This is a genomic window from Klebsiella quasipneumoniae subsp. quasipneumoniae, from assembly GCF_020525925.1.
GTDB classification, from domain to species: Bacteria; Pseudomonadota; Gammaproteobacteria; order Enterobacterales; family Enterobacteriaceae; genus Klebsiella; species Klebsiella quasipneumoniae.
The window spans coordinates 94965-118133 of sequence record NZ_CP084877.1; the positions used below are offsets into that span (position 1 = coordinate 94965).

The 23169-nt window shown below is 55.6% G+C and carries 21 protein-coding genes and 3 pseudogenes; 7 read left to right on the plus strand and 17 right to left on the minus strand.

The window, feature by feature from the left end; translation table 11 throughout:
- Positions 1-50: 50 nt before the first annotated feature.
- From merT to merE, 6 genes are read left to right on the plus strand one after another with little or no spacing between them, the layout of a single operon-like run.
- Positions 51-401: a mercuric ion transporter MerT gene (gene merT / locus LGM20_RS26030; protein ID WP_001294667.1), complete on the plus strand. Its 351-nt coding sequence runs from the start codon at positions 51-53 to the stop codon at positions 399-401.
- 15 nt (positions 402-416) lie between these two features.
- Complete coding sequence (gene merP, locus LGM20_RS26035; protein WP_000735441.1) at positions 417-692, plus strand: mercury resistance system periplasmic binding protein MerP; 276 nt, start codon at positions 417-419, stop codon at positions 690-692.
- A 2-nt stretch (positions 693-694) separates the two neighbouring features.
- Positions 695-940: a mercury resistance system transport protein MerF gene (merF, locus tag LGM20_RS26040; protein ID WP_000654684.1), complete on the plus strand. Its 246-nt coding sequence runs from the start codon at positions 695-697 to the stop codon at positions 938-940.
- Entirely contained in the window at positions 937-2583 is a 1647-nt protein-coding gene (gene merA / locus LGM20_RS26045) for a mercury(II) reductase (RefSeq protein WP_000136268.1), read from the plus strand. The genes merF and merA overlap by 4 nt, the downstream gene beginning before the upstream one ends.
- Positions 2584-2599: 16 nt before the next feature.
- Positions 2600-2965, plus strand: a complete 366-nt coding sequence (gene merD, locus LGM20_RS26050) for a mercury resistance co-regulator MerD (RefSeq protein WP_003465059.1) — start codon at positions 2600-2602, stop codon at positions 2963-2965.
- Positions 2962-3198: a broad-spectrum mercury transporter MerE gene (gene merE, locus LGM20_RS26055; protein WP_001087809.1), complete on the plus strand. Its 237-nt coding sequence runs from the start codon at positions 2962-2964 to the stop codon at positions 3196-3198. Before merD ends, merE begins: the two co-directional genes overlap by 4 nt.
- 52 nt (positions 3199-3250) lie before the next feature.
- On the opposite strand, the gene LGM20_RS26060 is transcribed toward merE, so the two are convergent.
- From LGM20_RS26060 to LGM20_RS26590, 12 genes and pseudogenes are all read right to left on the minus strand, one after another.
- Positions 3251-3865, minus strand: a complete 615-nt coding sequence (locus tag LGM20_RS26060) for a recombinase family protein (RefSeq protein ID WP_000904941.1) — start codon at positions 3863-3865, stop codon at positions 3251-3253.
- 131 nt (positions 3866-3996) lie between these two features.
- Entirely contained in the window at positions 3997-4470 is a 474-nt protein-coding gene (locus LGM20_RS26065; RefSeq protein ID WP_013213991.1) for a GNAT family N-acetyltransferase, read from the minus strand.
- Between the two features lie 419 nt (positions 4471-4889).
- A pseudogene (locus LGM20_RS26070) lies at positions 4890-5402 on the minus strand (transposase); the annotation flags it as partial.
- A 3-nt stretch (positions 5403-5405) separates the two neighbouring features.
- Positions 5406-5738 carry a hypothetical protein gene (locus LGM20_RS26075; RefSeq protein ID WP_013213994.1) on the minus strand — a complete coding sequence of 111 codons (333 nt, stop codon included), beginning with the start codon at positions 5736-5738 and terminating at the stop codon, positions 5406-5408.
- Positions 5739-7200: 1462 nt separating this feature from the next.
- Entirely contained in the window at positions 7201-8058 is an 858-nt protein-coding gene (repA, locus tag LGM20_RS26080; RefSeq protein WP_023307528.1) for an incFII family plasmid replication initiator RepA, read from the minus strand.
- Positions 8051-8128: a RepA leader peptide Tap gene (gene tap / locus LGM20_RS26585; RefSeq protein WP_004171457.1), complete on the minus strand. Its 78-nt coding sequence runs from the start codon at positions 8126-8128 to the stop codon at positions 8051-8053. Before tap ends, repA begins: the two co-directional genes overlap by 8 nt.
- A gap of 216 nt (positions 8129-8344) precedes the next feature.
- Positions 8345-8623, minus strand: coding sequence for a replication regulatory protein RepA (locus tag LGM20_RS26090; protein WP_004199332.1), 279 nt, complete (start codon positions 8621-8623; stop codon positions 8345-8347).
- A gap of 319 nt (positions 8624-8942) precedes the next feature.
- A pseudogene (locus LGM20_RS26095) lies at positions 8943-9492 on the minus strand (phospholipase D family nuclease).
- Positions 9493-9596: 104 nt separating this feature from the next.
- A pseudogene (locus tag LGM20_RS26100) lies at positions 9597-9677 on the minus strand (hypothetical protein); the annotation flags it as partial.
- 105 nt (positions 9678-9782) lie between these two features.
- Complete coding sequence (locus LGM20_RS26105) at positions 9783-10040, minus strand: bacteriocin immunity protein (protein ID WP_021312405.1); 258 nt, start codon at positions 10038-10040, stop codon at positions 9783-9785.
- 1 nt (position 10041) lies between these two features.
- Positions 10042-12060 carry an S-type pyocin domain-containing protein gene (locus tag LGM20_RS26110; RefSeq protein ID WP_032423380.1) on the minus strand — a complete coding sequence of 673 codons (2019 nt, stop codon included), beginning with the start codon at positions 12058-12060 and terminating at the stop codon, positions 10042-10044.
- Positions 11973-12359: a hypothetical protein gene (locus tag LGM20_RS26590; RefSeq protein ID WP_004152299.1), complete on the minus strand. Its 387-nt coding sequence runs from the start codon at positions 12357-12359 to the stop codon at positions 11973-11975. The genes LGM20_RS26110 and LGM20_RS26590 overlap by 88 nt, the downstream gene beginning before the upstream one ends.
- 359 nt (positions 12360-12718) lie before the next feature.
- On the opposite strand from LGM20_RS26590, the gene LGM20_RS26115 reads away from it, so the two are divergent.
- The gene (locus LGM20_RS26115; RefSeq protein WP_015065647.1) at positions 12719-13264 is read left to right on the plus strand and encodes a hypothetical protein; all 546 of its coding nucleotides are present in this window, start codon (positions 12719-12721) and stop codon (positions 13262-13264) included.
- A 214-nt stretch (positions 13265-13478) separates the two neighbouring features.
- Here the strand turns inward: LGM20_RS26115 and LGM20_RS26120 are convergent, their stop codons facing one another.
- The 5 genes from LGM20_RS26120 to traD all read right to left on the minus strand — a co-directional run bounded on the left by LGM20_RS26120 (position 13479) and on the right by traD (position 22974).
- Positions 13479-13826 (minus strand): DUF6404 family protein, encoded by a 348-nt coding sequence (locus LGM20_RS26120; RefSeq protein WP_015065646.1) that lies wholly within the window; start codon positions 13824-13826, stop codon positions 13479-13481.
- Between the two features lie 19 nt (positions 13827-13845).
- Positions 13846-14442, minus strand: a complete 597-nt coding sequence (locus LGM20_RS26125) for a fertility inhibition protein FinO (RefSeq protein ID WP_023307531.1) — start codon at positions 14440-14442, stop codon at positions 13846-13848.
- A gap of 156 nt (positions 14443-14598) precedes the next feature.
- Positions 14599-15324 (minus strand): type-F conjugative transfer system pilin acetylase TraX, encoded by a 726-nt coding sequence (traX, locus tag LGM20_RS26130; RefSeq protein ID WP_023284651.1) that lies wholly within the window; start codon positions 15322-15324, stop codon positions 14599-14601.
- A 79-nt stretch (positions 15325-15403) separates the two neighbouring features.
- Complete coding sequence (gene traI, locus LGM20_RS26135; RefSeq protein ID WP_044525168.1) at positions 15404-20665, minus strand: conjugative transfer relaxase/helicase TraI; 5262 nt, start codon at positions 20663-20665, stop codon at positions 15404-15406.
- The gene (traD, locus tag LGM20_RS26140; protein ID WP_015065643.1) at positions 20665-22974 is read right to left on the minus strand and encodes a type IV conjugative transfer system coupling protein TraD; all 2310 of its coding nucleotides are present in this window, start codon (positions 22972-22974) and stop codon (positions 20665-20667) included. The genes traI and traD overlap by 1 nt, the downstream gene beginning before the upstream one ends.
- Between the last annotated feature and the right edge of the window lie 195 nt (positions 22975-23169).

Here is a 23169-nt window from a genome sequence, read left to right on the forward strand (position 1 = left end):
CTACGGAAGTAAGCTTAAGCTATCCAATTCAGATTCGAAAGGACAAACGTATGTCTGAACCTCAAAACGGGCGCGGCGCGCTCTTCACTGGCGGGCTGGCCGCCATCCTCGCCTCGGCTTGCTGCCTCGGGCCGCTGGTTCTGATCGCCTTGGGGTTCAGCGGCGCTTGGATCGGCAACTTGACGGTGTTGGAACCCTATCGCCCCATCTTTATCGGCGTGGCGCTGGTGGCGTTGTTCTTCGCCTGGCGGCGCATCTACCGGCCGTCAGCCGCCTGCAAACCGGGTGAGGTTTGCGCGATTCCCCAAGTGCGAGCTACTTACAAGCTCATTTTCTGGGGCGTGGCCGTGCTGGTTTTGGTCGCGCTCGGATTTCCCTACGTCGTGCCATTTTTCTATTGATCACAGGAGTTCACCATGAAAAAGCTGCTTTCCGCCCTTGCCCTCGCTGCCGTTGTTGCCCCCGTGTGGGCCGCCACCCAGACCGTTACGCTGTCCGTACCGGGCATGACCTGCTCGGCCTGTCCGATCACTGTCAAGAAGGCGATTTCCAAGGTCGATGGCGTCAGTAAAGTTGACGTGACCTTCGAGACGCGCGAAGCGGTGGTCACCTTCGATGATGCCAAGACCAGCGTGCAGAAACTGACCAAGGCTACCGAGGATGCGGGCTACCCATCATCAGTCAAGAACTGATCATGAAAGACCCGAAGACACTGCTGCGGGTCAGCATCATTGGCACAACCCTCGTGGCGCTGTGTTGCTTCACCCCTGTTCTGGTCATTTTGCTCGGTGTGGTCGGCTTGTCCGCGCTGACCGGCTATCTGGACTATGTGCTGCTGCCTGCGCTGGCGATTTTCATCGGCTTGACCATCTACGCCATCCAACGAAAACGCCAAGCCGATGCCTGCTGCACCCCGAAATTCAATGGAGTAAAAAAATGACCGAAATCACCGTGAATGGCATGACCTGCACATCCTGCGCCACCCATGTCAAAGATGCTTTGGAAAAGATTCCCGGCGTGAATGCCGCTGTGGTGTCCTATCCAGAAAGCCGCGCGCAAGTCATGGCAGACACCGCCGTGAGCCACAACCAACTGCTGGCCGCCATCGCCGCATTGGGTTATCAAGGCTCGATCCGGGTTGGTGATTTCAAAGATGAACCAAAAATCCGTGATGCACTTGAGGGCGCCGGTTTGCATATCGCCATCATTGGCAGCGGCGGGGCCGCGATGGCGGCGGCGCTGAAGGCCGTCGAGCAAGGCGCGACGGTCACGCTGATCGAACGCGGCACCATCGGCGGCACCTGCGTCAATATCGGCTGTGTGCCGTCCAAGATCATGATCCGCGCTGCCCATATTGCCCATCTGCGCCGGGAAAGTCCGTTCGACGGCGGTATTGCGGCAACTGTGCCTGCGATTGACCGCAGCAAACTGCTGGCCCAGCAGCAGGCCCGTGTCGATGAACTGCGGCACGCCAAATACGAAGGCATCCTGGACGGCAATCCAGCCATCACCGTTTTGCACGGTGAAGCGCGTTTCAAGGACGACCAGAGCCTGGTCGTCCGTTTGAACGAGGGTGGCGAGCGCGAGGTAACGTTCGACCGCTGCCTGGTCGCCACCGGTGCCAGTCCGGCCGTGCCGCCGATTCCGGGCCTGAAAGAGTCACCCTACTGGACTTCCACCGAAGCGCTTGTCAGCGACACCATTCCCGCACGCCTGGCCGTGATCGGTTCGTCGGTGGTGGCGTTGGAACTGGCGCAAGCCTTTGCCCGGCTCGGCAGCCAGGTCACGATCCTGGCACGCAGCACCTTGTTCTTCCGGGAAGACCCGGCCATCGGCGAGGCCGTGACAGCCGCTTTCCGCGCCGAGGGCATCGAGGTGCTGGAGCACACGCAAGCCAGCCAGGTCGCCCATGTGAACGGCGAATTCGTGCTGACCACCGGACACGGTGAATTGCGCGCTGACAAGTTGCTGGTTGCCACCGGTCGGGCACCGAATACGCGCAGCCTCGCGCTGGACGCGGCGGGGGTCACTGTCAATGCGCAAGGGGCCATCGTTATCGACCAAGGCATGCGCACGAGCAACCCGAACATCTACGCGGCCGGCGACTGCACCGACCAGCCGCAGTTCGTCTACGTGGCAGCGGCCGCCGGCACCCGTGCCGCGATCAACATGACCGGCGGCGACGCAGCCCTCAATCTGACCGCGATGCCGGCAGTGGTGTTCACCGACCCGCAAGTCGCCACCGTGGGCTACAGCGAGGCGGAAGCGCACCACGATGGCATCGAGACCGACAGTCGCACGCTGACACTCGACAACGTTCCGCGAGCGCTTGCCAACTTCGACACACGCGGCTTCATCAAGCTGGTCATCGAGGAAGGTAGCGGACGGCTCATCGGCGTGCAGGCGGTGGCCCCGGAAGCGGGCGAACTGATCCAGACGGCGGTGCTCGCCATCCGCAACCGCATGACGGTGCAGGAACTGGCCGACCAGTTGTTCCCCTACCTGACAATGGTCGAGGGGTTGAAGCTTGCGGCGCAGACCTTCAACAAGGACGTGAAGCAGCTTTCCTGCTGCGCTGGATAAAAAAAGGAGGTTTTCAATGAGCGCCTACACCGTGTCCCGGCTGGCCCTTGATGCCGGGGTGAGCGTGCATATCGTGCGCGACTACCTGCTGCGCGGATTGCTGCGTCCGGTGGCGTGCACCCCGGGCGGCTATGGCCTGTTCGATGATGCCGCCTTGCAACGGCTGTGCTTCGTGCGGGCGGCCTTCGAGGCGGGCATCGGCCTGGACGCGCTGGCGCGGCTGTGCCGGGCGCTGGATGCTGCGGACGGCGATGAAGCGGCCGCGCAGCTTGCCGTTCTGCGCCAGTTCGTCGAGCGTCGGCGCGAAGCGTTGGCCGATCTGGAGGTGCAGTTGGCCACCATGCCGACCGAGCCGGCACAGCACGCGGAGAGTCTGCCATGAACAGCCCCGAGCGCTTGCCGTCCGAGACGCACAAACCGATCACCGGCTACCTGTGGGGCGCGCTGGCCGTGCTCACCTGTCCCTGCCATTTGCCGATTCTCGCCATTGTGCTGGCCGGCACGACGGCCGGCGCGTTCATCGGAGAGTACTGGGGTATCGCAGCCCTCACGCTGACCGGTTTGTTCGTCCTGTCTGTGACACGACTGCTGCGGGCCTTCAAAGATCGATCATGAGCGCTTCCCATTGAGACAAACCACGCTGTCGCTACGTTGCCTCATGCCGGCATCAAATTCGGCTGAGTAGCTTCTCGCCATCTGGACGTAGCTCACCCTTGGGTGAAACATGCCGATACAGGGTCTGCCGCGTGACGCCAAGTTCCTGGCACAGGTCGCCGACCTTGGTCTCTGGCTGACCCATTGCCGCCATCGCCAGCCGCAGCTTGGCGGCGGTCATCTTGAACGGCCGGCCGCCTTTCCGCCCGCGCGCGCGGGCCGAGGCTAGGCCGGCAATCGTGCGCTCCGCGATCAACTCGCGCTCGAACTCGGCCAGGGCGGCGAAGATGCCAAAGACCAGCTTGCCGGCGGCGGTCGTGGTGTCGATGGCCGCGCCGTGCCCGGTTAATACCTTCAAGCCGATGCCGCGCCCAGTCAGGTCGTGCACGGTGTTGATGAGATGTCGCAGGTCGCGTCCGAGCCGATCCAGTTTCCACACGACCAGTGTGTCGCCAGTTCGCAACGCCTTCAGGCAGCTCGTCAAGCCGGGCCGATCCTCGCGCATGCCGGATGCCTGGTCCTCGTAAAGATGTACTGGATCGACCCCGGCGGCAATCAGCGCGTCGCGCTGCAAATCGGTAGCCTGGGAGCCGTCCGCCTTCGATACCCGCATGTAGCCTATCAGCATGTCGTACCTGTCACATATACGTTCGTTTGTGCGTGAAGGTGGAGGGATGAAAAGTTGGCAGTTATCGCAGCTACCCGGTCACTACCCCATGACATAGGTACTCACTCTTTCCATTGACCCTCTCCCATTAACTAAAGCGTGAAACGATTGAGGTATGAGTAGATGGTAGTCCCGTCTTCTTTTTCTATTATTTCTTCTCCGCCTATAAACCTCTGCCCCAATGAAATTGAAGGAGTATTACCATTATCAACAGTGGCGCCAATAAAAATAGCCTCAACTCCAGCCCCCTTGAGACCATTCTTAAACTCGTTGAATGCCTTTTCTACTGTATCTCTACCAACCCCTTTACCTCTAAAGTCCGCTCTAACAAACCATCCTACATCAGTTGTTCCCTCATCAAGAGAGACAATAAACACACATATTGCGATTATTTCGTCGCGATCATTCAAAGTAGCATAAGTGAATCGGCTCCTGTTTTTTTCAGGAATATCCATATGGACTAGTAAATCTTCATATAGGGAGGAGCGCTTAAGACTGATAACGGAATTATTATAAGCATCACATAACGCATTGTATCCTGATTCAATTATCTCGATATTATTCATCTAATTATCATCCAGTTATTAATATTTAAACTAATAAACAACTCTTGTGCTAAACCCGGAATTAATGACAGCAACGGCGATGAATTGACCTAGCCAGTCGCAATGGAATTGTCCATGCCGATAGTGAGTACCGTCTGGCTATCTTTCACAATTCGGATGAACTCATTTTTCCCGAGCACCCTGATTAACCTGCTGATACCTTTTCCACCACGTGAAACCTTTATCTGCGCCTTAATTTTTTCCGGGGCTATATAGCTATTCAACCCTTCCACAGAGCACAATGCATAAAATCGCAGATTCGCAGAATGACTCAGAAAATTGGTTTTCCGGTCAGGGCTCATCCATCCGATCATGTCCAAGATATCATCATTGTTACCAACGGTGCAAAACTGGGTCTTCCGCAACTTAGGTGGAGTTGTTTAAGCCAGAGGGCTCATGACTCGTCGTCGAAGTAACTCGAAGCCAGCTCGACCGTACATCTGTCGTTTCAGCATCTTCAGGCGGTTTACATGGCCTTCCACAACGCCATTACTCCATCTGCTGCTTATCGCTTCGTGTATTGCTGTTGCATCCGCTTCCATACTGGCCGCAACACGCTGAAGGTCAATGAGCCCACTTTGACTTACGTCAGTGAACGATTGATTTAACTGCGATTTATTCTTCGTTTTCAGCATTCGATAGAAGTCGAGCGACAGCTGTTGCGCCATTTTCAGTTGCGGTTCTTTCTGGCACATCGATTCGATGAAGCGGGATGCATAGTTTTCTTCTCCTCTGATCATTCGCCAGGGCATTAACCAGCGGCTTACCCTGGATGCTGAGGGGAGTCGAACTGGGGCGATAACGGGACTGTTAACCTGCTTACGCCACTTAGCCACAACATCCCTGACCGTCGTTTCGCTCCCGGTGAAGCCAACATTTACCATCTCCCTCCAAGCCTATATTTGCAACAGTGCCAGTATTCTCCTCCCAGATGATACTAGCTGAATGATTTCCATCGAATTACTGTAATGTAGTACCACCCGCAGAAACGCCCAAGGTATTGGCCGGATGTTATGCGGTCGAGAAACGCATGACTCCACAAGATACGCACAGGGTTGTTGTTTATCCATCTCTCGGGCTAGTGTATCCATCAGGGCGGATTTGTTTTTATCACCATTTTGTCTATAAGTCAGAAAAGGAATAATGTTGGGAAAAACAGTTATCAAGGGAATCGGTAACAGCAGCATTATCTTAATGAATAAATCCCACACAAAAAATACCTTACTCATTCGACTTCGTGTTATACATACCAGTATTTATAACAGTTTTAATCATCTAAATAGTCTTTTCAAGTATAGAACGTTATATTGAACATCAAACAGTTATTAAGGCTGGGATTGACTAAAGCGTTTTCTTTTCAAATACAATATGACGGTGTGGCTTTACAACAATACAACTGATGCATGAGCCATCTCTTTGAGTGGATCAATAGCCCGGCTCTGCATCAGTTGGAACAAGCCGAATGGAGGTTGCCAATTTTCACGACTTATTCAATCACCGTTGACCTGCTCCCCGTATTTTCACACAGACTGCTGTTAGTTACTTCCGCCTTTGGCACAAAGCAGACGTTAAGACTTACAGCATCGGGAAACTTCTGGATGCCGCGTCAGCGGCATGGAGGCGCCAGATGAGGTTACATGTGTCTGTGGCGTCAAATGGCGCCGAAAGCCCGGCGTAGCCGGTTACCGGGCTATAAATTCTGCCACCCTACCCCCTGCCCTGATTAGCCTTAACCATCTAACAGCAATGAAGAAGTCAAAGTAATCCCTTTTAACCCCGGTGAGCGGGCTTTACGGCGTTTACGACGTAAAGGGCGTGATTTCCGGGGCCTTAGCGGCGGCAGCTTGCTGCTGACGCTTAGGGGGATGTTCATCAACTATTTCAGCGACACCAGGAAACTTAACACGGTAGCTGCAAAGCCATACCCGCTCAAAACGTCTCAGGAGCCTCTGTACGCGGTCGGAGTGGTCCCGGCAAGGCGATAGCCGCAGTCGGGGCGTATCTCCGCGTTAGCGGGCCGGAGGGCCGCTTACGAGCGTGTACCAAACAACTGCCCGCAGCCCCATTCACAGCGATGAAGAAGAGTAGTTACAACACCCATCATTAAAAGCGACACTACTCCCGGCCTTCGGCCGGGGGCGGCGGCGCTTTTCAGTGGTGGGGAGGGGCACCTGGCCGGCAAACCGGCGCCGGTTTTATGATTAACTTCCTTATGAATGCTGTAACTAATGTGGTTCTCCGGTCGGGGCCCGTCGCGAAGCGATGGGAGCTCTTTCTGATGTTGCCGAACCGGCGCGACCGTCAGGTCGCTGCAAGGGCGGGCATTCTCCGCAGCCTGTCCACAGGGCAGGCGATGAACAGGTTATGTGTTTACAGGATTTATTAAAGGATCTTTAAAAGAGATACAGAGCTGATGTTTAAAAGGAACCACGCGCCCTGAAAGGACGACGAGCAGCGCTTTGAGAAAACATCGGTTAGCGCTATATGAAATACTCCCTTGCAGTTATATGTGGATAACAGAAATCGGCCGTCAGAAGTGACGCCGGCGATAACATTTAAGGCCACGTTGACGCCAGGAAGACCGGAATTATGGTGAGGAAAGCAGACCTGAAGATAAGATAATACGTAGTAGCCGGCCAACAGGCGTGCGAAAGCCTCCGGCGCCGGCCGGATTTTTTAAGGAAGGTAATGTTATATGGGGACAGTGGCCAGTCGCGTGTAGTTGTTCCCGCGCGACAGCAGCATGCGCTCCTGCACACGACGCTCAACCTCACGCTTGAGCGCTTCATGATCGCCCCTGAAGCGGCCGGTGGCGTACTCCCGGGTCAGTTGCTGACGCACGCGCGTCTCGATATCCTTACGCTGCCGTGAAGCATCCCGCCTGGCGGTTGCCCGCTTCCGGCCGTGACTTTTGCGTTCAGACTGGTAGCTGCGAAAACGCTCACGCACGAACCGCCACGCTTTTGCGATCAGCTCGTCCATCTCCAGGGGTTTCATTTTCTGCTTTTTGCGCTGCAGGTTTTCCCACTCCACACGGCTGCGGCGCGCGGCCACCACAGCCACCTCAGAAACGTCAAGCGCGGAAAACAGAGCCGGGGTGAAGGTGATATCGGTCGGGATGTTACAGCCGATCTGCGGGTCATATTCCGTCTGATAGGTGATGAGCCCCAGCTCCGCCAGAAACTTCAGCGCCCGGGTGGCACGGCTGACTGACAGGTTACCGCTCCTGGACTCGGTGGCCAGTCCACACTCGATGGCCATATTGGTAATCGAGCGCTGCACGCGATTGGCCAGCGGATCATAGTGAAAACACATTGCCTGCAGTAGCGCGTCAATTGCACGCCGGCGCAACAGTGGTGGCATCCTGTGCCGCTTACCCAGCGAACGCAAAAACGCCACATGAATGGAAAAATCAAAACGGGACGTGAAGCCTTCGGCTTTCGCCATCAGCTTACGGCAGAACGGCAGGGTCTTTTTCCCTTCACGCGGCGTGAATACCGGATTCGGGTTTTTAACCTGTGAATAGTGGTTTTGAAGGATATCAGTCACCGCTTCCTGCGCTTATGTTGCACGGAAGGAGCGAATGACACAGAAACTGATCTTGAAGTTTTCTGAGCATGTACATATACTCCTCGCATAGAGCAACACGTTCTATGCAGTTTATGAAGGCCCCGTTAATCTTTTCCTTCCGCCAAGATTGAAGAAGATTATCGGGGTTTTTGCTTTTCTGGTCCCGGGTAGATACCTCATCAGAACCAGTTCCCTGCCACCTTAGGGCGTGGCACACCCAAAATTATTCAGACCATCAACAATCTAGCACTCAATAAAAACATGATCAAGAATGTGAAGTCTTTACATCTATAAGACCACGTTCTGTAAGCTCTCGCTCGAGGAGTTTCTCGATAAACTGGGCTTGTGTCAGACCTTCTTCCTCACAAACCGCTATCATCACGTCCTTTAGTGGGTTTTTAACAAAAACCTTAACTTCTTTATGAGTTTCGCGTTTCCGCGCAATTGCGGCAAGCTGCCTCTCACTGGCAGACATTGGCTTACCTTTCCGGTATGCACGTTTTGCATTCGTAGAGGAAGTGGTTTTATCTGCTGAACGTGACATTTATCGCTCTCCTGACACCTCAGAAATGTCTTCGGAACGGAGGATACTACAGAACTCTCAGATCCTGCAAATCAATAACTTACTTTCAATTTGCAAGAGATCCTTTCTAAAATTGTAATTTGTATTGGCGTACAAATTTCAACTGAATGAGATGCCTATGTCCTCTTTTAGAGAGTGGGAGAGTAGCCCCATCCTGAACTAAAAGTGAGTACCTTCAGGGGCAAGGCTTAAGAGATAAGATACGAGCGACGGGCGGACCAGGCGCTTTAGCATGGACGTAAGTAAACCGTATTGATGCTCGTTTTATGTCTGAGGAGCATTAATAAGCCCGTTTCCAGTCCGTACCCTGCGACCAGCGAGTCAACCAGTGCTGCAGATAGCGTTGAGCAACGACTGGATCATCCCATACGACAAGCACGTTCTCTGAATTGACCCGATCAGCGGCGGGTGTAGTTAAAAGACCCGACTTCAATATTGCGGCCGTCGGCAATGATGACTTTGTCGTGCATGATTTTGTACTGCGACACTGTGCGAACCGGGATGCCGGCATTGACCAGAAGATTCATGGCCGCCAGGCTCGCCTGGTTTTGCTTGCCGGTATTGGCTTTCCAGTCCAGAACCACTTTCACATCGACACCACGCCGCTTTGCCCTGACAAGCGCACCGGCGACTTCAGGCGAGGTAAAGGAATACCCCATCAGTCGGATTTCCTGCTGCGCAGAATCAATAGTCTTCAGGACCAACTGCAGAGCCGTTCCTTCCGGAGAATATCCCGTCTCGATGCTGGCGGCATACACGGCCGGAACAGGTGCACACAAAGCCAGGCTGATAAGCCCCGACAGACAACATTTGTGGAGTGTACGGTTCATTTTTTTCACAGTATTTCCTTAACGGGTGTTTAAGAAACGCCGGGAGCGGGGGAAACTGGCTTTTCCCCGTTCCCGGGGTTGGACAACGACGCCATGCGGAGGCGTCAGGATTTTGTGGTATGCCGAAACCAGTAGCAGACGGGTCCGTCGCCGGTATCGTGGACAGAGCCCAGAAACCATCCATCATGGGGTCAGTTTGGCGACAGGAAAAAATAATGGATATCTAGTAATTATTCTTCAAATCCAGAGTTAAAAATGTGCGGATTCATCACCTGAACCCGCACATCCAATCACGATTTTTTAAAACCTGGCTTACCGTTAGCAGCTCGCCATTCCTTTACGGTTTTAACAATTCCTTTCGCCGAAGAATCTTCGCCTACCTTAGGCTTGAAGATGAGGTTCCAACCAGCAGGATGCTCTGTTAGTTGGGCGAACGAATAAATAGCATCATCGTTCTCTTTGTCAGTTGGAAAATCAGCAGCGATTATTTTACTAACAAAAGCAGTAAATTCTTCTTCCGTAAAATCTGAAATTTTATTACCAGCCATTTTATTTTCCTTTATGTGTCTCAATATGATTTTTAGGTGTTAGCGCCTTAATGTTATCGACATCCATAACAGCCCCTCCTTGAGATATTTCTTTTTCGTGGTGTAATTCAATTTTAACACGTTTCCCTACTGATTCTAAAAAGTCCGCAGTAGGTGCCCTTCCAGCTTTCATCTGATTAATATCAGCTTCACTAAATTGCTTGCTTAGTGCAGAATCGTCAGCAACCGCTTTCCAGAACGCCCGACGGGTAGAATCAAAACTACCGAAAGTCTTCCCGCGTAATTTATCCGCAATCTGGGAAGGAACAGGAGCACCATCCCCGGTACTGGCCCCCCCCATCCAGTTATTGCCAACGTTCTGCCCTTTGCCGCTTACTGTACCGGGCATGTTACGAGGGCTACGGTACATCACATACAGCGGTTTTAGGCCGGACTCCGGTGGAAACACCAGAATAATATCGTCAAAATCGAGGTCATCCGCTACCGGCGTCACGGTTTTATCTGTAGCCTGTGGCGCCGAAATCTGATCACCGGTATGCAGAATACGCTCCGGTAGTGGTACCGGCCCGCTTAGCGTCAGTGGTCCATTTGCACCAAGTGCGTCAGCCGGGCTGACAAAAATAGTTTGCGCCGGTACATCTGCGACAGCGGGAAGAGTATAGCCCCAGTAGCCGGTTTCCTTATCCAGTACAGCACGAGCGACCTTCACGGCACCGGCAGTATTGGTTTTGACCAGCTGAACATCCAGAATGCCGCTATCATTCATAACCAGACGGCCACGAACCGGCATACTGACAGATGTTTTCTGATCTGCTGCTTTATTCAATGCCGCGGTATCAGGCAGACCAAACGCATCGCCAGGCATCATCGAACTGATATCCCGACCGGGCACCATATCACTACCGACGCCAACTGATTTCGATAACACAAGACCGACAATGGTTAATGCTACTGGGTTAGCCACCACAGCGATACTTAACGTCGCCAGAGCCTCGCTGATGAAAGCTCCCAGGCTGGCCGCAGCATCAGCCGACAGAGTAAAACCTCCACGTGACGCAGTTGACCAGGTCAGAGGAATAGCAAAAGGTGCCGCTGTAGCCGGGATACCCCTGACAGCCTGAATCTCTGAAGATTTCAGTTTATCTGCGGCTGTACAACGGGCCTGCAGCGCTTTTGCTTTTTCAGCAATGGCTCTGGCCTCCTCAGCGGCTTTCGCTGCTGCATCAGCCTGTCGTTTTTTTTCTGCCGCAGCGGCGGCTGCTGCTTCCGCCTCCTGGCGTTTACGTTCAGCAGCGGCGGCTTGTTCTGCGGACGCTAATGCAGCCTGGGCAGCCTGACGGCGCGTTTCTGCAGCATTATAGGCAGCTGATGCCTGCAGACTGGCCTGCTCAGCGGCCGTTGCCTGACTGGCAAGACTGGTAGCAGCATTTCGTTTGTTCACCGCATCATTCTGCTCTGCATCAACCTGAGCTTTTGTGATCCCAGATGGATAGAACCGGTATCCCCAGTGGTCATGTTCTTTATTCGAACTGATAACCTCCCATTTTTGGGTACCGTATTGGCCGTTATTATTTAGAGTGAGGCCTTTAATGCTTTGCTGCAGATCCTGATATTTTTTCTCAGCCTGAGTTGCTACTGGTACGGCATCGATAGCTTCCTTTCGCTTATTCTTCGCTGTATTAAGGGCATTATCTGCCACTGTTTTCAGGCGTGATGCTTCAGCAGTCGCCTGATTCAGATTATTACGCGCATCAGGAACAGTTTGATGTTGACCTGCAGCAGCCGCAGCAGAAATCGCATTCTGACGTTCTTTTTCAGCAGCGGCGGATGCCGCTGCTGTTTTCGCTGCGAATGCTTTTGCAGCCTCTTCTGCTTGCTGTTTTTCCTTAGCTACCTTCTCCGCTCGTGCAGCTTTTTCTGCTTCTGATGGGCCTACAGCCACAAAAGCGCGGGTAGTATGTTCGTTATTACCAGCCCCGGATGATCGGTTTTCCCAGTATCCCATCTGCCCGTTATGCATAACAAGAGACTGTCCCTGTGGCCCCTGCCCACCCTGACTTCCGCCATTACCGGTAGAAGAACTGCGGACACCATCGAAGCCACTGACAGTTGTTGAGCCTTCCTCAGAGGACACAGTGTGAATCTGCCCCCGAATATCCGCCATATACCCACCATTACCATCACTGCGAATATTCGAGACATCTGATGCCCGGATTTGCGTCCCACCAAAACTATTAAACTGATTAGCCACATCACTGGCAGAAGGAGAGCTAAGGCCTGAGCTCGTAGCACCCTCACCGTTATAGTTAAATCCACCAATCACACATTTCCTTCTTTTGTTTTTTTTGTTTTCCAATTTTCTGAAATACGGCGTGCGGTTTATTGCTTCAGGACAGCTATCCGGAGGCTGTTATTAGTTCTCTGCCACGCCAGTTACTGCATATAAAAGCATGTATTTATATACAATATTTTGATGCTGCTCTTGATATACCAGCTCTGTCAATATGTCGTGGTTAACAATATTTTTATTTATTTTCATTCACTTAAAAATAACAGCAGAGGTGGACCCGAGGCAGAATGCGGATCATCAGAAAGAAAAAAACGATTTGAGCTCTGATTCATAGCCCGATAGATTACTTAGTTCCCCCGAGTGCACGATAAAAAAGAGAGTATTTCTGATGCCATTACCTGAGCGAATGAAACCCGCACGGGTCACCCGTAAACAGATGAAAGAACTGGTCAGTCAGCTGAATGACATTCTCGATCACATCGATAACGGGATGGACGAAAACAATGAAGAACTAAAACAGATGATGGCAGACTGGAATGCACAGGTCGTCATGCCCTGCGGGTTCTCTGATTTTCGTGATTTTTCATCCTGGACAAGTGCACTAGATTTCACCAGGATGGCGCTTAATCAGGAAAAATACCTTGATGACTTTACATGGACAGAACTGAACGACGTTATCAACTTCATACGCAAAGCAGAAGGTAGTGCATCTGACCACAGCTATGCACTCCAGTTACTGGAGATTAATTTCAGGGCAAACCCACTGGATCTCATCTATCACCCTGACTGCTGGTTCAATGATGAAGCATTGTTTCATGCTCGGCTGACTACCGAAGAAATTGGTGGCTACCTGATGAAAAAATCAGGTCGATGGCTCAACGATGCACCGGATATCCAGCTGGTGTATGCCATCCCCCAGGATGTTTATGATTAACCAAGTCACCATTTACCATAATCCCTTAATTGTAAGCACCGCCAGAACGGCCTCAGGGCGTTTCTGACGGGAAACTGGCAAAACACCGAAAACCCGCCAGAAACGCGCAGGGGCTGTTTTTACGGCATGCATGAGTATGCACGCAAGTGCATAGCGCGGAAATTCATGCCATTCAGCCAGGGTAAGTCCTGTTTCCGGCGTTCTTCTGATTCCGTTATAAATCTTTCCAGTCAGGTAATTTATTCATCTTTCGGCGCCACAGATGAAACAGTGCCATCGTCAGGCCAAATAACACGCCCGCAATAAGACTGATTTTGCAAGCGAACAGGGGTGGCATCCCCTGGGCCCGCCACACCATCCAGTACATCCACAGTCCGTATCCGACGGAGAAAGAGCCTGCCATCACGCCAAAAACCTGCCAGAACGGAGCAAACGGCAGCGGGGGAATGTTTATCCCCAGCCGCCACAACAGTCGTATCAGAAGCGGTGCATAATTGCTTTTCCACATCTTACGGCTGGCCATTATCGCCAGCGCCTTTTGTTTCCGCGCTTCAAAATCCATTTCCTCTCCTCGATTGTATTCAGCCAGCTGACTGGCTCCGCATACGCTCAGTTCGCAGGAGTTCTTTCATCATGCGCTCGCTGGCGTACTGCGCTTCCCCTGCAGTGACGGTCGCGACGGCGTTCCCCTGCAGATCATAGCGGGCGGCTCCCTCCTTCATCCGGGACAGATAGCCCGCAGACCGGGTCAGACTCTTCAGGCACTTAATCACCTGTTTATGCGACAGCGGCAGGTCACGGTTCACAATGTCGGCAAACAGCTGTTCGCGCATGCCCGTTGCCAGCAGACGGGGTGAGTTTCCGTCGAACAGCTGTGGCCAGAATGCCTTCAGCGTCATAATGGCCTGTTCCGGCGGCAGCAGGCGAAGATAACGCACCGGAGGTGGCGTCTTTACCGCGTTAACCGGCACCGGCGCAGCGTTGCGCGCGGCGGCTTCGGCCGCTTGTTTAACCTTCTCAAGTTTCTCTTTTTTTGCCTTCCAGGCCGGCGGGGACGAGACCACCACGACCTTCTTTCGGCGCACCACACCAGGAGCAGGGGTTGCCTCTGCGGGGGCCGTACTGTTCTCCGCCGGTTTTCGTTTCAGGCTCAGTACAGGGCGTTTTTCTTCACTCATAAGGGGCCATATCAATAAAAGCTACAGGTCTGTGCTATACGATACGCTAACGGTATCATCGTTTCACCTCGCAATGCAGTGGACACAACGATGATGTCCCCTTTGTCACGTTTACGGGCAATGTGCCCGCCCCCCGGACCTGTGTCCGGTTTTTTTTTACATCGAGACGACAATACCGAGTACCGCCAGGTGCACCGCATAGAACATCACGAAGAACTGCCGCGGCCAGAAGCGTTTCACACGTTCTCCGGCAGATGAGCACACCATCAGCGTCAGCAGCGCAATCGCCAGCCCGGCCACTGATTCACTCACGTCATGCATATTCATCAGCAACACCATGAGGGCCCACAGCACCCCGTATCCCAGCCGTTCCTGTGCATGCTGTGCGCGACAAAGCAGCCAGCTGGCGGTGAGCATGCCCACTCCGGCCATGCCGTAGCTGGCGGTTGACAGGGGTATCCAGGCGACCAGCAGTCCAGCCGCCGGGAGGGTGTAATACCAGGACGGCTGGCTGACCCACCGCAGGACCTGGCCCGTGACGGCAAAGGCAAACAGAATATTCCCGGAATACCACGGGTACCCGATGAGCATAAACGACACCTGGGCGACCAGCGCCCAGACCCACAGGCTGTTGAGCTGCGACTGGCGTATTTCCGCGTGCCGGGCCAGATTCATTCCCCATGCCAGACCGAACAGCGGAAAACAGCCCCGTCCCAGCAGGCGCATCACTTCATTGTTTCCGGCCAGCAGTAAGCCGGTGTGGTCAGTCACCATCAGTACCAGTGCGACCGTTTTAATCATATCCGTTTGTCCCGGTGCCCAGGTCAGCAGGCGATGAAGCCAGCGGTCTGTCGCACCTGGAAATGTGTGTTGTGCTCTCATGTTTTTTTCCTTTTAGCGCTCCGGCAGACTGCCCGATTTTAATCGGGGAGGCTGCCGGAGCAGACAAGCCGCAGGCGCGTCAGTCGCCCCCGAGGGTTTTCTCGCGGTTCAGGTCGCGCACCATGTCCCGCTCCACAGCCTGCAGACGTTCACGCTGCAGACTTTCTGAGGCCACCTGCTGAATCGCCGCCTCCTGGCGCCGGAACTGAGGATCATCCGGTAGCGTCGTTTTCTCCGTACCCGGCCGGTCACGCTCCAGTCCGCGAATGACGTCCCCGATAACCTCTTTCACCCGGTCCGCCGGCTCGCCGGCTTTACGCGCCTCCCCGGCCACTTCTCGGGCAGTCTGTTCCGCCTGTTTTTCCATTTCCCGGCGCTGCTGTTCTTCTGCCGCCCGCTGCGCCAGAACCTCTGGCGGGAGGATAATGTCAGCCCCGGCCTGCGGTACCGGGGCCACCGGCGCCGGATCAGCCCATATCCGCCCGCCGGTCATGGCCCCGGGGTTCCAGGGGCGGTCATCACCGGCCAGCCGCACCACCACCCCGGTATCGGGATTGTCGCGGGCCATTCTGACGCCCTCCCCCATATTCCCGGCCAGCAGGCTTTCACCGTTGCGGCTGTTCTGCAGCGCCACGAACCGGGCGGCGTCATTGCCCATAATCCGTCCCTCTCCGCCGATGGCCTCCAGCCGTCCGTCCCGATCGGTCAGCGGGCTGAGCCAGATACCGGCGGCTTTCCCGTTTTTATCAAATGCCGGCAGCGCCACATGTGGTTGAGGGTACTTTTTCCCCGGAGAAATGAATTTTCCCGGTGAATTTCCCTGTGCCAGACCGGACTGCTGCAGGGCTGCCCGGCCAGCGGCGGTTTCATCCAGTGGCCTTGCCCGCCCGAACAGCAGATCGGCGGTTTTCACCGCCCGGTCGTTACGGGGTTCCAGAATATCGTGCGCCGTCGCTTTCTCAGGTGAATGCTGGATGGCCTTTATCCAGCCCTCACGGCTGTCGGTGTAGACCTGAACATGCTGTTTCATGCGGGATAACGCCACATAGGCAGACTCAAAGCTGGCCATCTGTTCCCGACCACCGGCCACCCCTTCCAGCGCGATGGCATACCGTTCGCTGGCCCCCTGGGCGCCGTGAGCCGTGATGGCGTAGGCGAGGTCGATATGCTGCTGCGCCTGATCCGCCTTCGGGGTCAGCGTGCGGGTGAGTTTGCCATCAGACAGCGTGACACTGTCACCCGAAACAGACTGCACCTCCCAGATACTGTTGGCCACATAGCCGCGCTCCGGGTCACTTTTGCTGAAGCGCATTCGGTCCCCCTGAGACACGGTGATCTTTTCCTGACGATAGAGCGTGACGCCTTCTGCCGATGCCTCCCGGGGTGAAATATATCGCTCCTTTCCGTCACTGTCTGTCAGGGTGATCAGCTGATTAGCCTTATCCACTTTGCTGATACGGTGGTATACGTTATCAACCAGCGCCACCGCCTCCTTATGAGCCGTCCAGGTCGACAGTTTGCGCAGTTCACCGTCACGGATGTTGCTCGTGACCAGCACCGGCAGGGTGATTTCCTCTTTGCCGGTTTCCCCGTTCTCCCGCCGTGCGTCATGGATCATACCGTTCAGCGTCCGCCGGTCCTTATTCAGATGGGTGATCACCAGCGTCTGTGACTGTGCCTCCGGGGTCCGTCCGGTATAGTCCTTCACCAGCGCCTCGTAGAGCGTCGCGGGCTGACCTGCCGGCAGGGTTTTCCCCTCGCTCAGCGCCTTTTCTATCGCCTTTTCCTGCTTTGGCGTGAATTCCACCACAGAACTGCCCGGCGCCCAGACGCCTTCTTTTCTCGGCACCTGTTCCGGCGTGACCTGCTCAATGGTGATCAGGGCGCGGTGCACATCCCGCTCAATCAGGCTGTAGACCGCCGGTCGCAGCTCAGGCACCTGGCGCACAATCTCTTTCATGATGGCAACGTCGGCGGCGCTGCGCTGCTGCATCAGCCTGAACGGCTGGCCCGGCGCGATGGGCTGCAGCTGGTCGGTATCCCCGCTGGACACCGCCCGTCCACCGCCGGCTACGATGAGGGAGTGGGCTTTTGCCATATCGGCCAGCCCCACCATCGAGCTCTCGTCGAGCAGAAACAGGGTGTTGCTGAAATCGGGTGTCTGGCCATTGCGCTGCAGCAGCTGCGTGTCGTGGAGGAACGACGCCGTCGTGCGCGCCTCCACGCCGGCACTCTGCATTTCCCCGACCGCGCGATGCGTCGGCGCCAGACCGATGACGCGCGGACGGGTCTCTTCCGGCAGCAGACTGATGGCACTCATGACTGCCCGGAACTGGGTGGTTTTCCCCACCCCGGCATACCCCTGAACCACCGTGAACCGATCCGTGCTTTCCAGAATCATCCGGGTCGCCGCCCGCTGTCCGGCGGTCAGGTCCGTCATCAGACTGGCCGGCACGCGGTCCATCAGGGGGGCCACCGCGCCTTTACCTTCCAGCACGTGGGTCAGGATGCTTTTTTCGGCGTCCCAGGTCTGACGGGAAATCAGCAGGTCATTGCCGTAGCCGTGCGCCACCGGTACATTCAGCAACTGCCCCGACCTGATTTGTGTCTGAATGGTCGTGTCGATGTCCGCCATCGGAACCTTCCCGCCCCCGGTTTCCAGCGCCGTCGCCAGCAGCTGGGGCCGGGAGAAGGTCAGTTTCTCACTTTCAAGCAGCGGGATGGCCAGGTGAATGGCCTGTTCTGCCGGGGTACGCAGTCCGGCCTTCTGCTGCGCAATGGCCGCATCCAGGTCCGTCTCGCCGGATCGGGTCTTCAGCTGCTCTGAGACCACGCTGAAGGCGGTATGCCGCGACAGCTTCTCCGTCGTGCGCGCCGCATCCTGCGCCGAGTACAGCCGGAGATGACTTCCGCTCTGCGCCAGCTGGTTGAGGGTGGCGTTATCCAGCTCACGCTGCGTCACCGACGCAAAGACCGTTGCCGTCTCGCTAACCGACCTGCCGGGACTTTCCACCCAGCCGTGGCCGATTTTAATACCGTCAAACACACCCGCGCCCACGGCCAGGGTCTGCGTGGTTTTCTGCCCCGGCCGCTGTACCGTCAGCTGCCCTTCCTCCACTTTCATCACCGTGATGCTTTCCCCGCCTTTCAGGCGTGTGTCCGGTATCTTCCCGAGCACCGCCAGACGTTCCCCCTCTGCCACCGGCAGTGTTTCTGCCCGGAACAGCGTCCACTGGCTGTCGACCGCGGAAACCTTCAGATCCAGACGGCCCCCTTCCCGGTCTTTCAGGGTCAGCATATTGCTGCTCGCGGTCACCCGGTCAATGACAAAGCGATCGTGCGTCCGGGTCTCCGGATCCCAGCGTTCCATCACCATCCCCTCCCGGTAATAATCCCGCACGCCCCGGCTTTTGCTGTCCAGCCACACCGGCGTCAGGGCTGTAATGGTCGTGTCTTTCTCACCCAGCACCCCCTCCTGTCTGAGGGAGTCACGGATGAGGCCGTTGAGTACGCTCTGTTCACGCGTCCCGCTGATTTGGGCCACGCTTTCCTGCCCTTCACGCACGCTGACGGCAAACTCCTGTGCCAGCCGGCTGTAGCGTGCGCCTTTATCCGGTTCACTGATGATGTCGGCGGTGGTCTGATGGCCACCCTGCCAGCGATACGTATTCACGCCGCTGTCCTTCAGCACCGTCAGCGCGCTGCCGGTCCCGCTGCGCTTCCCGCTGTCGGAGAGCAGGACCTGCACGTTATGGCGCATCGCGCCATCGAGCAGGGAAATCGTTTCCTTCAGGCTCAGCTTCTCCGCCTGATCCACGATGAGTGTTCCGCCCGGAATAAACGCCGTTCCATCCTGCAGGGCGGATTTACCGGTCACCGTCTCCCCGGCCAGACGCACATCCCCGGCGAGAAAATCACGTGAACGGTTATCGGCCGCCAGGATATGGACGTCGCGCCCCTGCTCCCGGGCCATCAGGGTTAACTCGGCCACCCGCTCCCGCTGGCCGGTTGCACCGCCCTGACCGGAAACGATACCCATTACCGGGCGATCCTGCGCCAGCACGCTGACGGCATCGCTGAAAGGGACCTGGCGCACCACAGACGCATCGGGCGTGACTGAGACATGATTCTGACGCTGCACCTCCTGACTCAGGGCTTTGACGGCGAGTTCATCGAGAACGTGGATGTTTGAGGTGAACAGGCCTTTCTCGCGATCGAGAGGGATAAGCTGCTCCCGTTCAATGGCGGCATCGATGCCCTTTCTCGCCAGCTCAAACACACCGTCCTTCGCCTCCAGCTGGCCGACCGTGCGTGCCAGCAGGTCGGCATACGTGAACTGCACCTTGCGGTCGCTGAGACCGGCAATCGCTTTCGTCACCACATCCGTGATATCCGGACCGTCAGTGTTCACCGGCGCGGCAGGTGCACGGGCCAGCTCTGCGGCTCGCGCATCGGCGGCCTCACGATACCCCCGGATGTCAAACCCGGTCTCCTTCAGCGTGTTCATCCACTCCACCATCTTCTCTGCCGGATCGATGGCTTCTTTCGACTTTCGGGTATCGAGCGCGGCCACATCCCGGGACTTCAGGGAGGCATCGGGTCCGGCGGCCTCCCTGACCTCCTGAGTCCGGGTGGAAAAGGGTTCCACAGGGACCCCTTTCATCTCCCACATCCCGTGTTTTCCCACGACTTCCGTCTCATAGCCAAGCTTCTCAACCAGGGGTTTGAACGCCTCCCGGTAAAGTTTCCCGAACGCTATCTGGTTCGCGTACACGTTCTCGATAAAGCCTGTTTTTCCAATCTTATCTGTGCCGAGAGACTGCCATTTGTCCCCGTTCTGCGTGGCGTTAATGACGACGGCATGGGTGTGTAACTGCGGCTCCTGGTTGCGGTTCGTGTCGTGGTTGAATTTCGCCACAATCAGATTTCCGGTCAGCACCGTTTCGCTTTTACCGTCCGTCATGACCCGGGTCGCGGCCAGCGTCTCCAGTTGCCGCACCGCTTCGGTTACCGCCTGGTTGTGGGCATCGATAAGGCGTTTATCGCCGCCCAGCATCGCCATGACCGACACGCTTTTGGGGGCCGAGAAGGTCAGGTCATAACCGGGCCGGTGCTTGTTGGCGCCGTCCTGTATCCGGGTCAGGTCGCTGCCATCCGGCAGCTTCCCTTTCAGCAGTTCCGTAAACAGCGCCTTATCCACGGCTTTCCCGTCGATCCCCAGCGCCTCAGCCCCCTTACCCTGCCAGCGTTCGTCCATGCTCCCTATGACGTAGTAATTATCCTTATCCGTATAGTAATTACCGGCACTGCCCGCCGATTTAACGGAGCCAATCGACATCATCAGAAGTTCCCCCCAATCTCGACATCATCCTGTTCATCGTGGCGGTGGCTGTGGTTGATATTGACCTCTTCACGCCGCTGCATATCCCGCTGTGTCTGCTCATCTGCCCAGGCGTCATACGCCTGCATATCTTCAATCACACCGTCCTCGTTCATGCCGGCCGGAAGCATGTCCTGCCCCTGCTCTGCGGACTGCTGCGCCAGTTCCTGTTCTGTCCCGCCTGCAGCTGCTGCAGGGGCACCGGCAGAGGATGCTGTTGAGGCAGCAGTGGCCGCTGCGGCTGCTTTTGGTTTGATCAACGGTACGGTCGTGACCCGCAGGACGGGAGGCTCCGTTGCTCTGACGGAAGGTTCCGCTGCCGGACTCTTTGTTGTCGGCGGCGCTTTTACCGGTGCCGGAGATACTGTCATGTCTGCTGGCGCAGGCTGACTGATCGGCTCAGGTTGTTCACCGGCGTGACTGTTTGTATCCGCGGGCCCGGATGCCGGCGCATCCGGCATAAAAAGCGTCCTGGCAAGACTGCCTTCAGCTTCACGCGCTTCAAGCAGCGCACTGAGGCGGGCGTCAACACGCGTATCGAGTCGGCGCTGAATAAATCCCTCGGCAATTTTCGGACGCGGCTTGTATTTGAGGGCCAGCTTCACGGCCGGATACGGTCCGGGCAGCGTGACGTAACAGGACAGGTCCGGCAGCGTCTGAATATCGGAGTAACTGACCAGCGTTTCCCGCTCTTTTTCTTTCCCGGTCGATACACCATCACGCACCGGGTCAGCACCGTAAGAGTACTGCTCGCTGGCTTTGAGGATTTCCTTCTCGCCAATTTCACCGGCAGCAAACTCCGCGATCTCCTTACTCGGGGAGCGGAAGAAGGCCCGGGTATTCATTACGTCAAAGAGCGTGGCGGCAGGCTTAACGCCATAGATATCTTCCAGCTGGGCATAGGACTGAATACCGAACACATAACAACCACCAAATTTACGCGCCTCAGGGAGGATTTCGACCAGGTCAGGCAGCTTGTGCAGCGTGGGGAGCTCGTCGGCGAATATCCACACGCGCCGGTTACGGTTCTCCCCCATCGCCAGCAGGCCGCGGATGGCAATTGACAGCCACATCGAGATAACCGGCTTCAGGGAAGCATGGGTGTCAGCGTTGGAGGAGATAAACAGCCAGCCATTGGGTCTGTCCTCACGGACACCGCGCATCCAGTCCCGAATAGTGAACGGTTCCCCGTTCTTCTCGATGCCCTGCAGGTAGCGAATAGCCTTGACGTAGTTGGTCAGCACGGCACGAATGGAGATGGCGGTTTTCTCAATTTTCTCTTCAACCAGATTCGCTGCCGGCGTGTTCTGCAGATAGGCGCGCAGCTTGTCGATTTTAATGGACAGCATGGTATCGACCAGCTTCTCGTAGCTGCGATCGTCGTCTTCGCGCATCAGATACGCGCCTTCGGCAAAGATAGTGCGACCGGAGCCCTGCCAGAACGGGTCTTCTTTGGTACCCATCGGGATAAGGGTGTTGGAGATGTTGTCGAAGTCCGGCAGCGTCAGGCACTCTTTCCACAAATCCCAGGCCGCGCAGCGCGAATCCAGCGGGTTGAGGATTTTATCCAGTGACGGGTCGTAATAGCTTTTGACGAACTCACAGGAGCGATCGTAAATGATGGCCATATCGCCCCGGGCACGGACATAATTCAGTAGCCGGCGGATCACTTCTGATTTACCGGAACCTACGGTACCGTGGAGGCAAAAGTTCTGGATTTCGGAGTTTTTAAGAATAGGCAGGTCGCCAATTTTAATATCGGAGGCCATACCATCACGCTTCATCTGACGGGCCACTTCTTTGGGCTTATCGGAAAGCTGGCGCCCGCCGGTATTCTCATCCTCACTCTGCTGTTTCCCCTGGCGGCCCAGCACCCAGCTGGCGATGAAGAACGTCACGATACAGATAACAAGAGAAACCACGGCAGCAAAGACGATACTGGTCCACAGCTGCTCACCGCACCAGACAGTATATTTATCGGCCAGGATTTGTTCTGAGGTATATTCCAGCGACTGGCCGTAATACTGAATGGTGTATACCGGCTGGGAACGAATAATATCGCGCATCGGACCCAGCGTCGTACACCACCAGTATACGCAGCCGTTCACAAAGGTCTGCCAGCTGAGCCGGTACATCAGCATCAGCCCGCACAGCACCCAGAATAAAATAAACAGCACGTAGAAAATAATATTGGCAATCTGACCAAACATGCGAAAGCGCATATTGGCGATCTGACCGCCCTGCGTCATATCTTTGGCATTAAAACTCATGGCACTAATCCGTCAGTAAAGTATTAGGGTCGAAAGGACAAATCAATCAGCGAAAACAGACCTAACGGGGTTGCAGGGAATAAGCCTCCCCCACAGCAGGATGTGAATAAATATCGCCAGGCATCAGTTTATATGTTTCAAGAGACCTGACAGGTTCAGATATTGCCATAAATAACCTCTGATCAAATAAAGACG

Excerpts from the sequence above, each read along its gene's own strand:
- LGM20_RS26110 (WP_032423380.1), bottom strand. The coding sequence starts at position 12,060 with ATGCATAACGGGCAGATGGGATACTGGGAAAACCGATCATCCGGGGCT.
- LGM20_RS26075 (WP_013213994.1), bottom strand. The coding sequence starts at position 5,738 with ATGAGTAAGGTATTTTTTGTGTGGGATTTATTCATTAAGATAATGCTG.
- LGM20_RS26115 (WP_015065647.1), top strand. The coding sequence starts at position 12,719 with ATGCCATTACCTGAGCGAATGAAACCCGCACGGGTCACCCGTAAACAG.
- LGM20_RS26060 (WP_000904941.1), bottom strand. The coding sequence starts at position 3,865 with ATGCTGATAGGCTACATGCGGGTATCGAAGGCGGACGGCTCCCAGGCT.
- traI (WP_044525168.1), bottom strand. The coding sequence starts at position 20,665 with ATGATGTCGATTGGCTCCGTTAAATCGGCGGGCAGTGCCGGTAATTAC.
- merA (WP_000136268.1), top strand. The coding sequence starts at position 937 with ATGACCGAAATCACCGTGAATGGCATGACCTGCACATCCTGCGCCACC.
- LGM20_RS26120 (WP_015065646.1), bottom strand. The coding sequence starts at position 13,826 with ATGGATTTTGAAGCGCGGAAACAAAAGGCGCTGGCGATAATGGCCAGC.
- merP (WP_000735441.1), top strand. The coding sequence starts at position 417 with ATGAAAAAGCTGCTTTCCGCCCTTGCCCTCGCTGCCGTTGTTGCCCCC.
- LGM20_RS26125 (WP_023307531.1), bottom strand. The coding sequence starts at position 14,442 with ATGAGTGAAGAAAAACGCCCTGTACTGAGCCTGAAACGAAAACCGGCG.
- LGM20_RS26090 (WP_004199332.1), bottom strand. The coding sequence starts at position 8,623 with ATGTCACGTTCAGCAGATAAAACCACTTCCTCTACGAATGCAAAACGT.
- tap (WP_004171457.1), bottom strand. The coding sequence starts at position 8,128 with ATGCTCAGAAAACTTCAAGATCAGTTTCTGTGTCATTCGCTCCTTCCG.
- merF (WP_000654684.1), top strand. The coding sequence starts at position 695 with ATGAAAGACCCGAAGACACTGCTGCGGGTCAGCATCATTGGCACAACC.
- merE (WP_001087809.1), top strand. The coding sequence starts at position 2,962 with ATGAACAGCCCCGAGCGCTTGCCGTCCGAGACGCACAAACCGATCACC.
- LGM20_RS26105 (WP_021312405.1), bottom strand. The coding sequence starts at position 10,040 with ATGGCTGGTAATAAAATTTCAGATTTTACGGAAGAAGAATTTACTGCT.
- merT (WP_001294667.1), top strand. The coding sequence starts at position 51 with ATGTCTGAACCTCAAAACGGGCGCGGCGCGCTCTTCACTGGCGGGCTG.
- traD (WP_015065643.1), bottom strand. The coding sequence starts at position 22,974 with ATGAGTTTTAATGCCAAAGATATGACGCAGGGCGGTCAGATCGCCAAT.
- LGM20_RS26065 (WP_013213991.1), bottom strand. The coding sequence starts at position 4,470 with ATGAATAATATCGAGATAATTGAATCAGGATACAATGCGTTATGTGAT.
- merD (WP_003465059.1), top strand. The coding sequence starts at position 2,600 with ATGAGCGCCTACACCGTGTCCCGGCTGGCCCTTGATGCCGGGGTGAGC.
- traX (WP_023284651.1), bottom strand. The coding sequence starts at position 15,324 with ATGAGAGCACAACACACATTTCCAGGTGCGACAGACCGCTGGCTTCAT.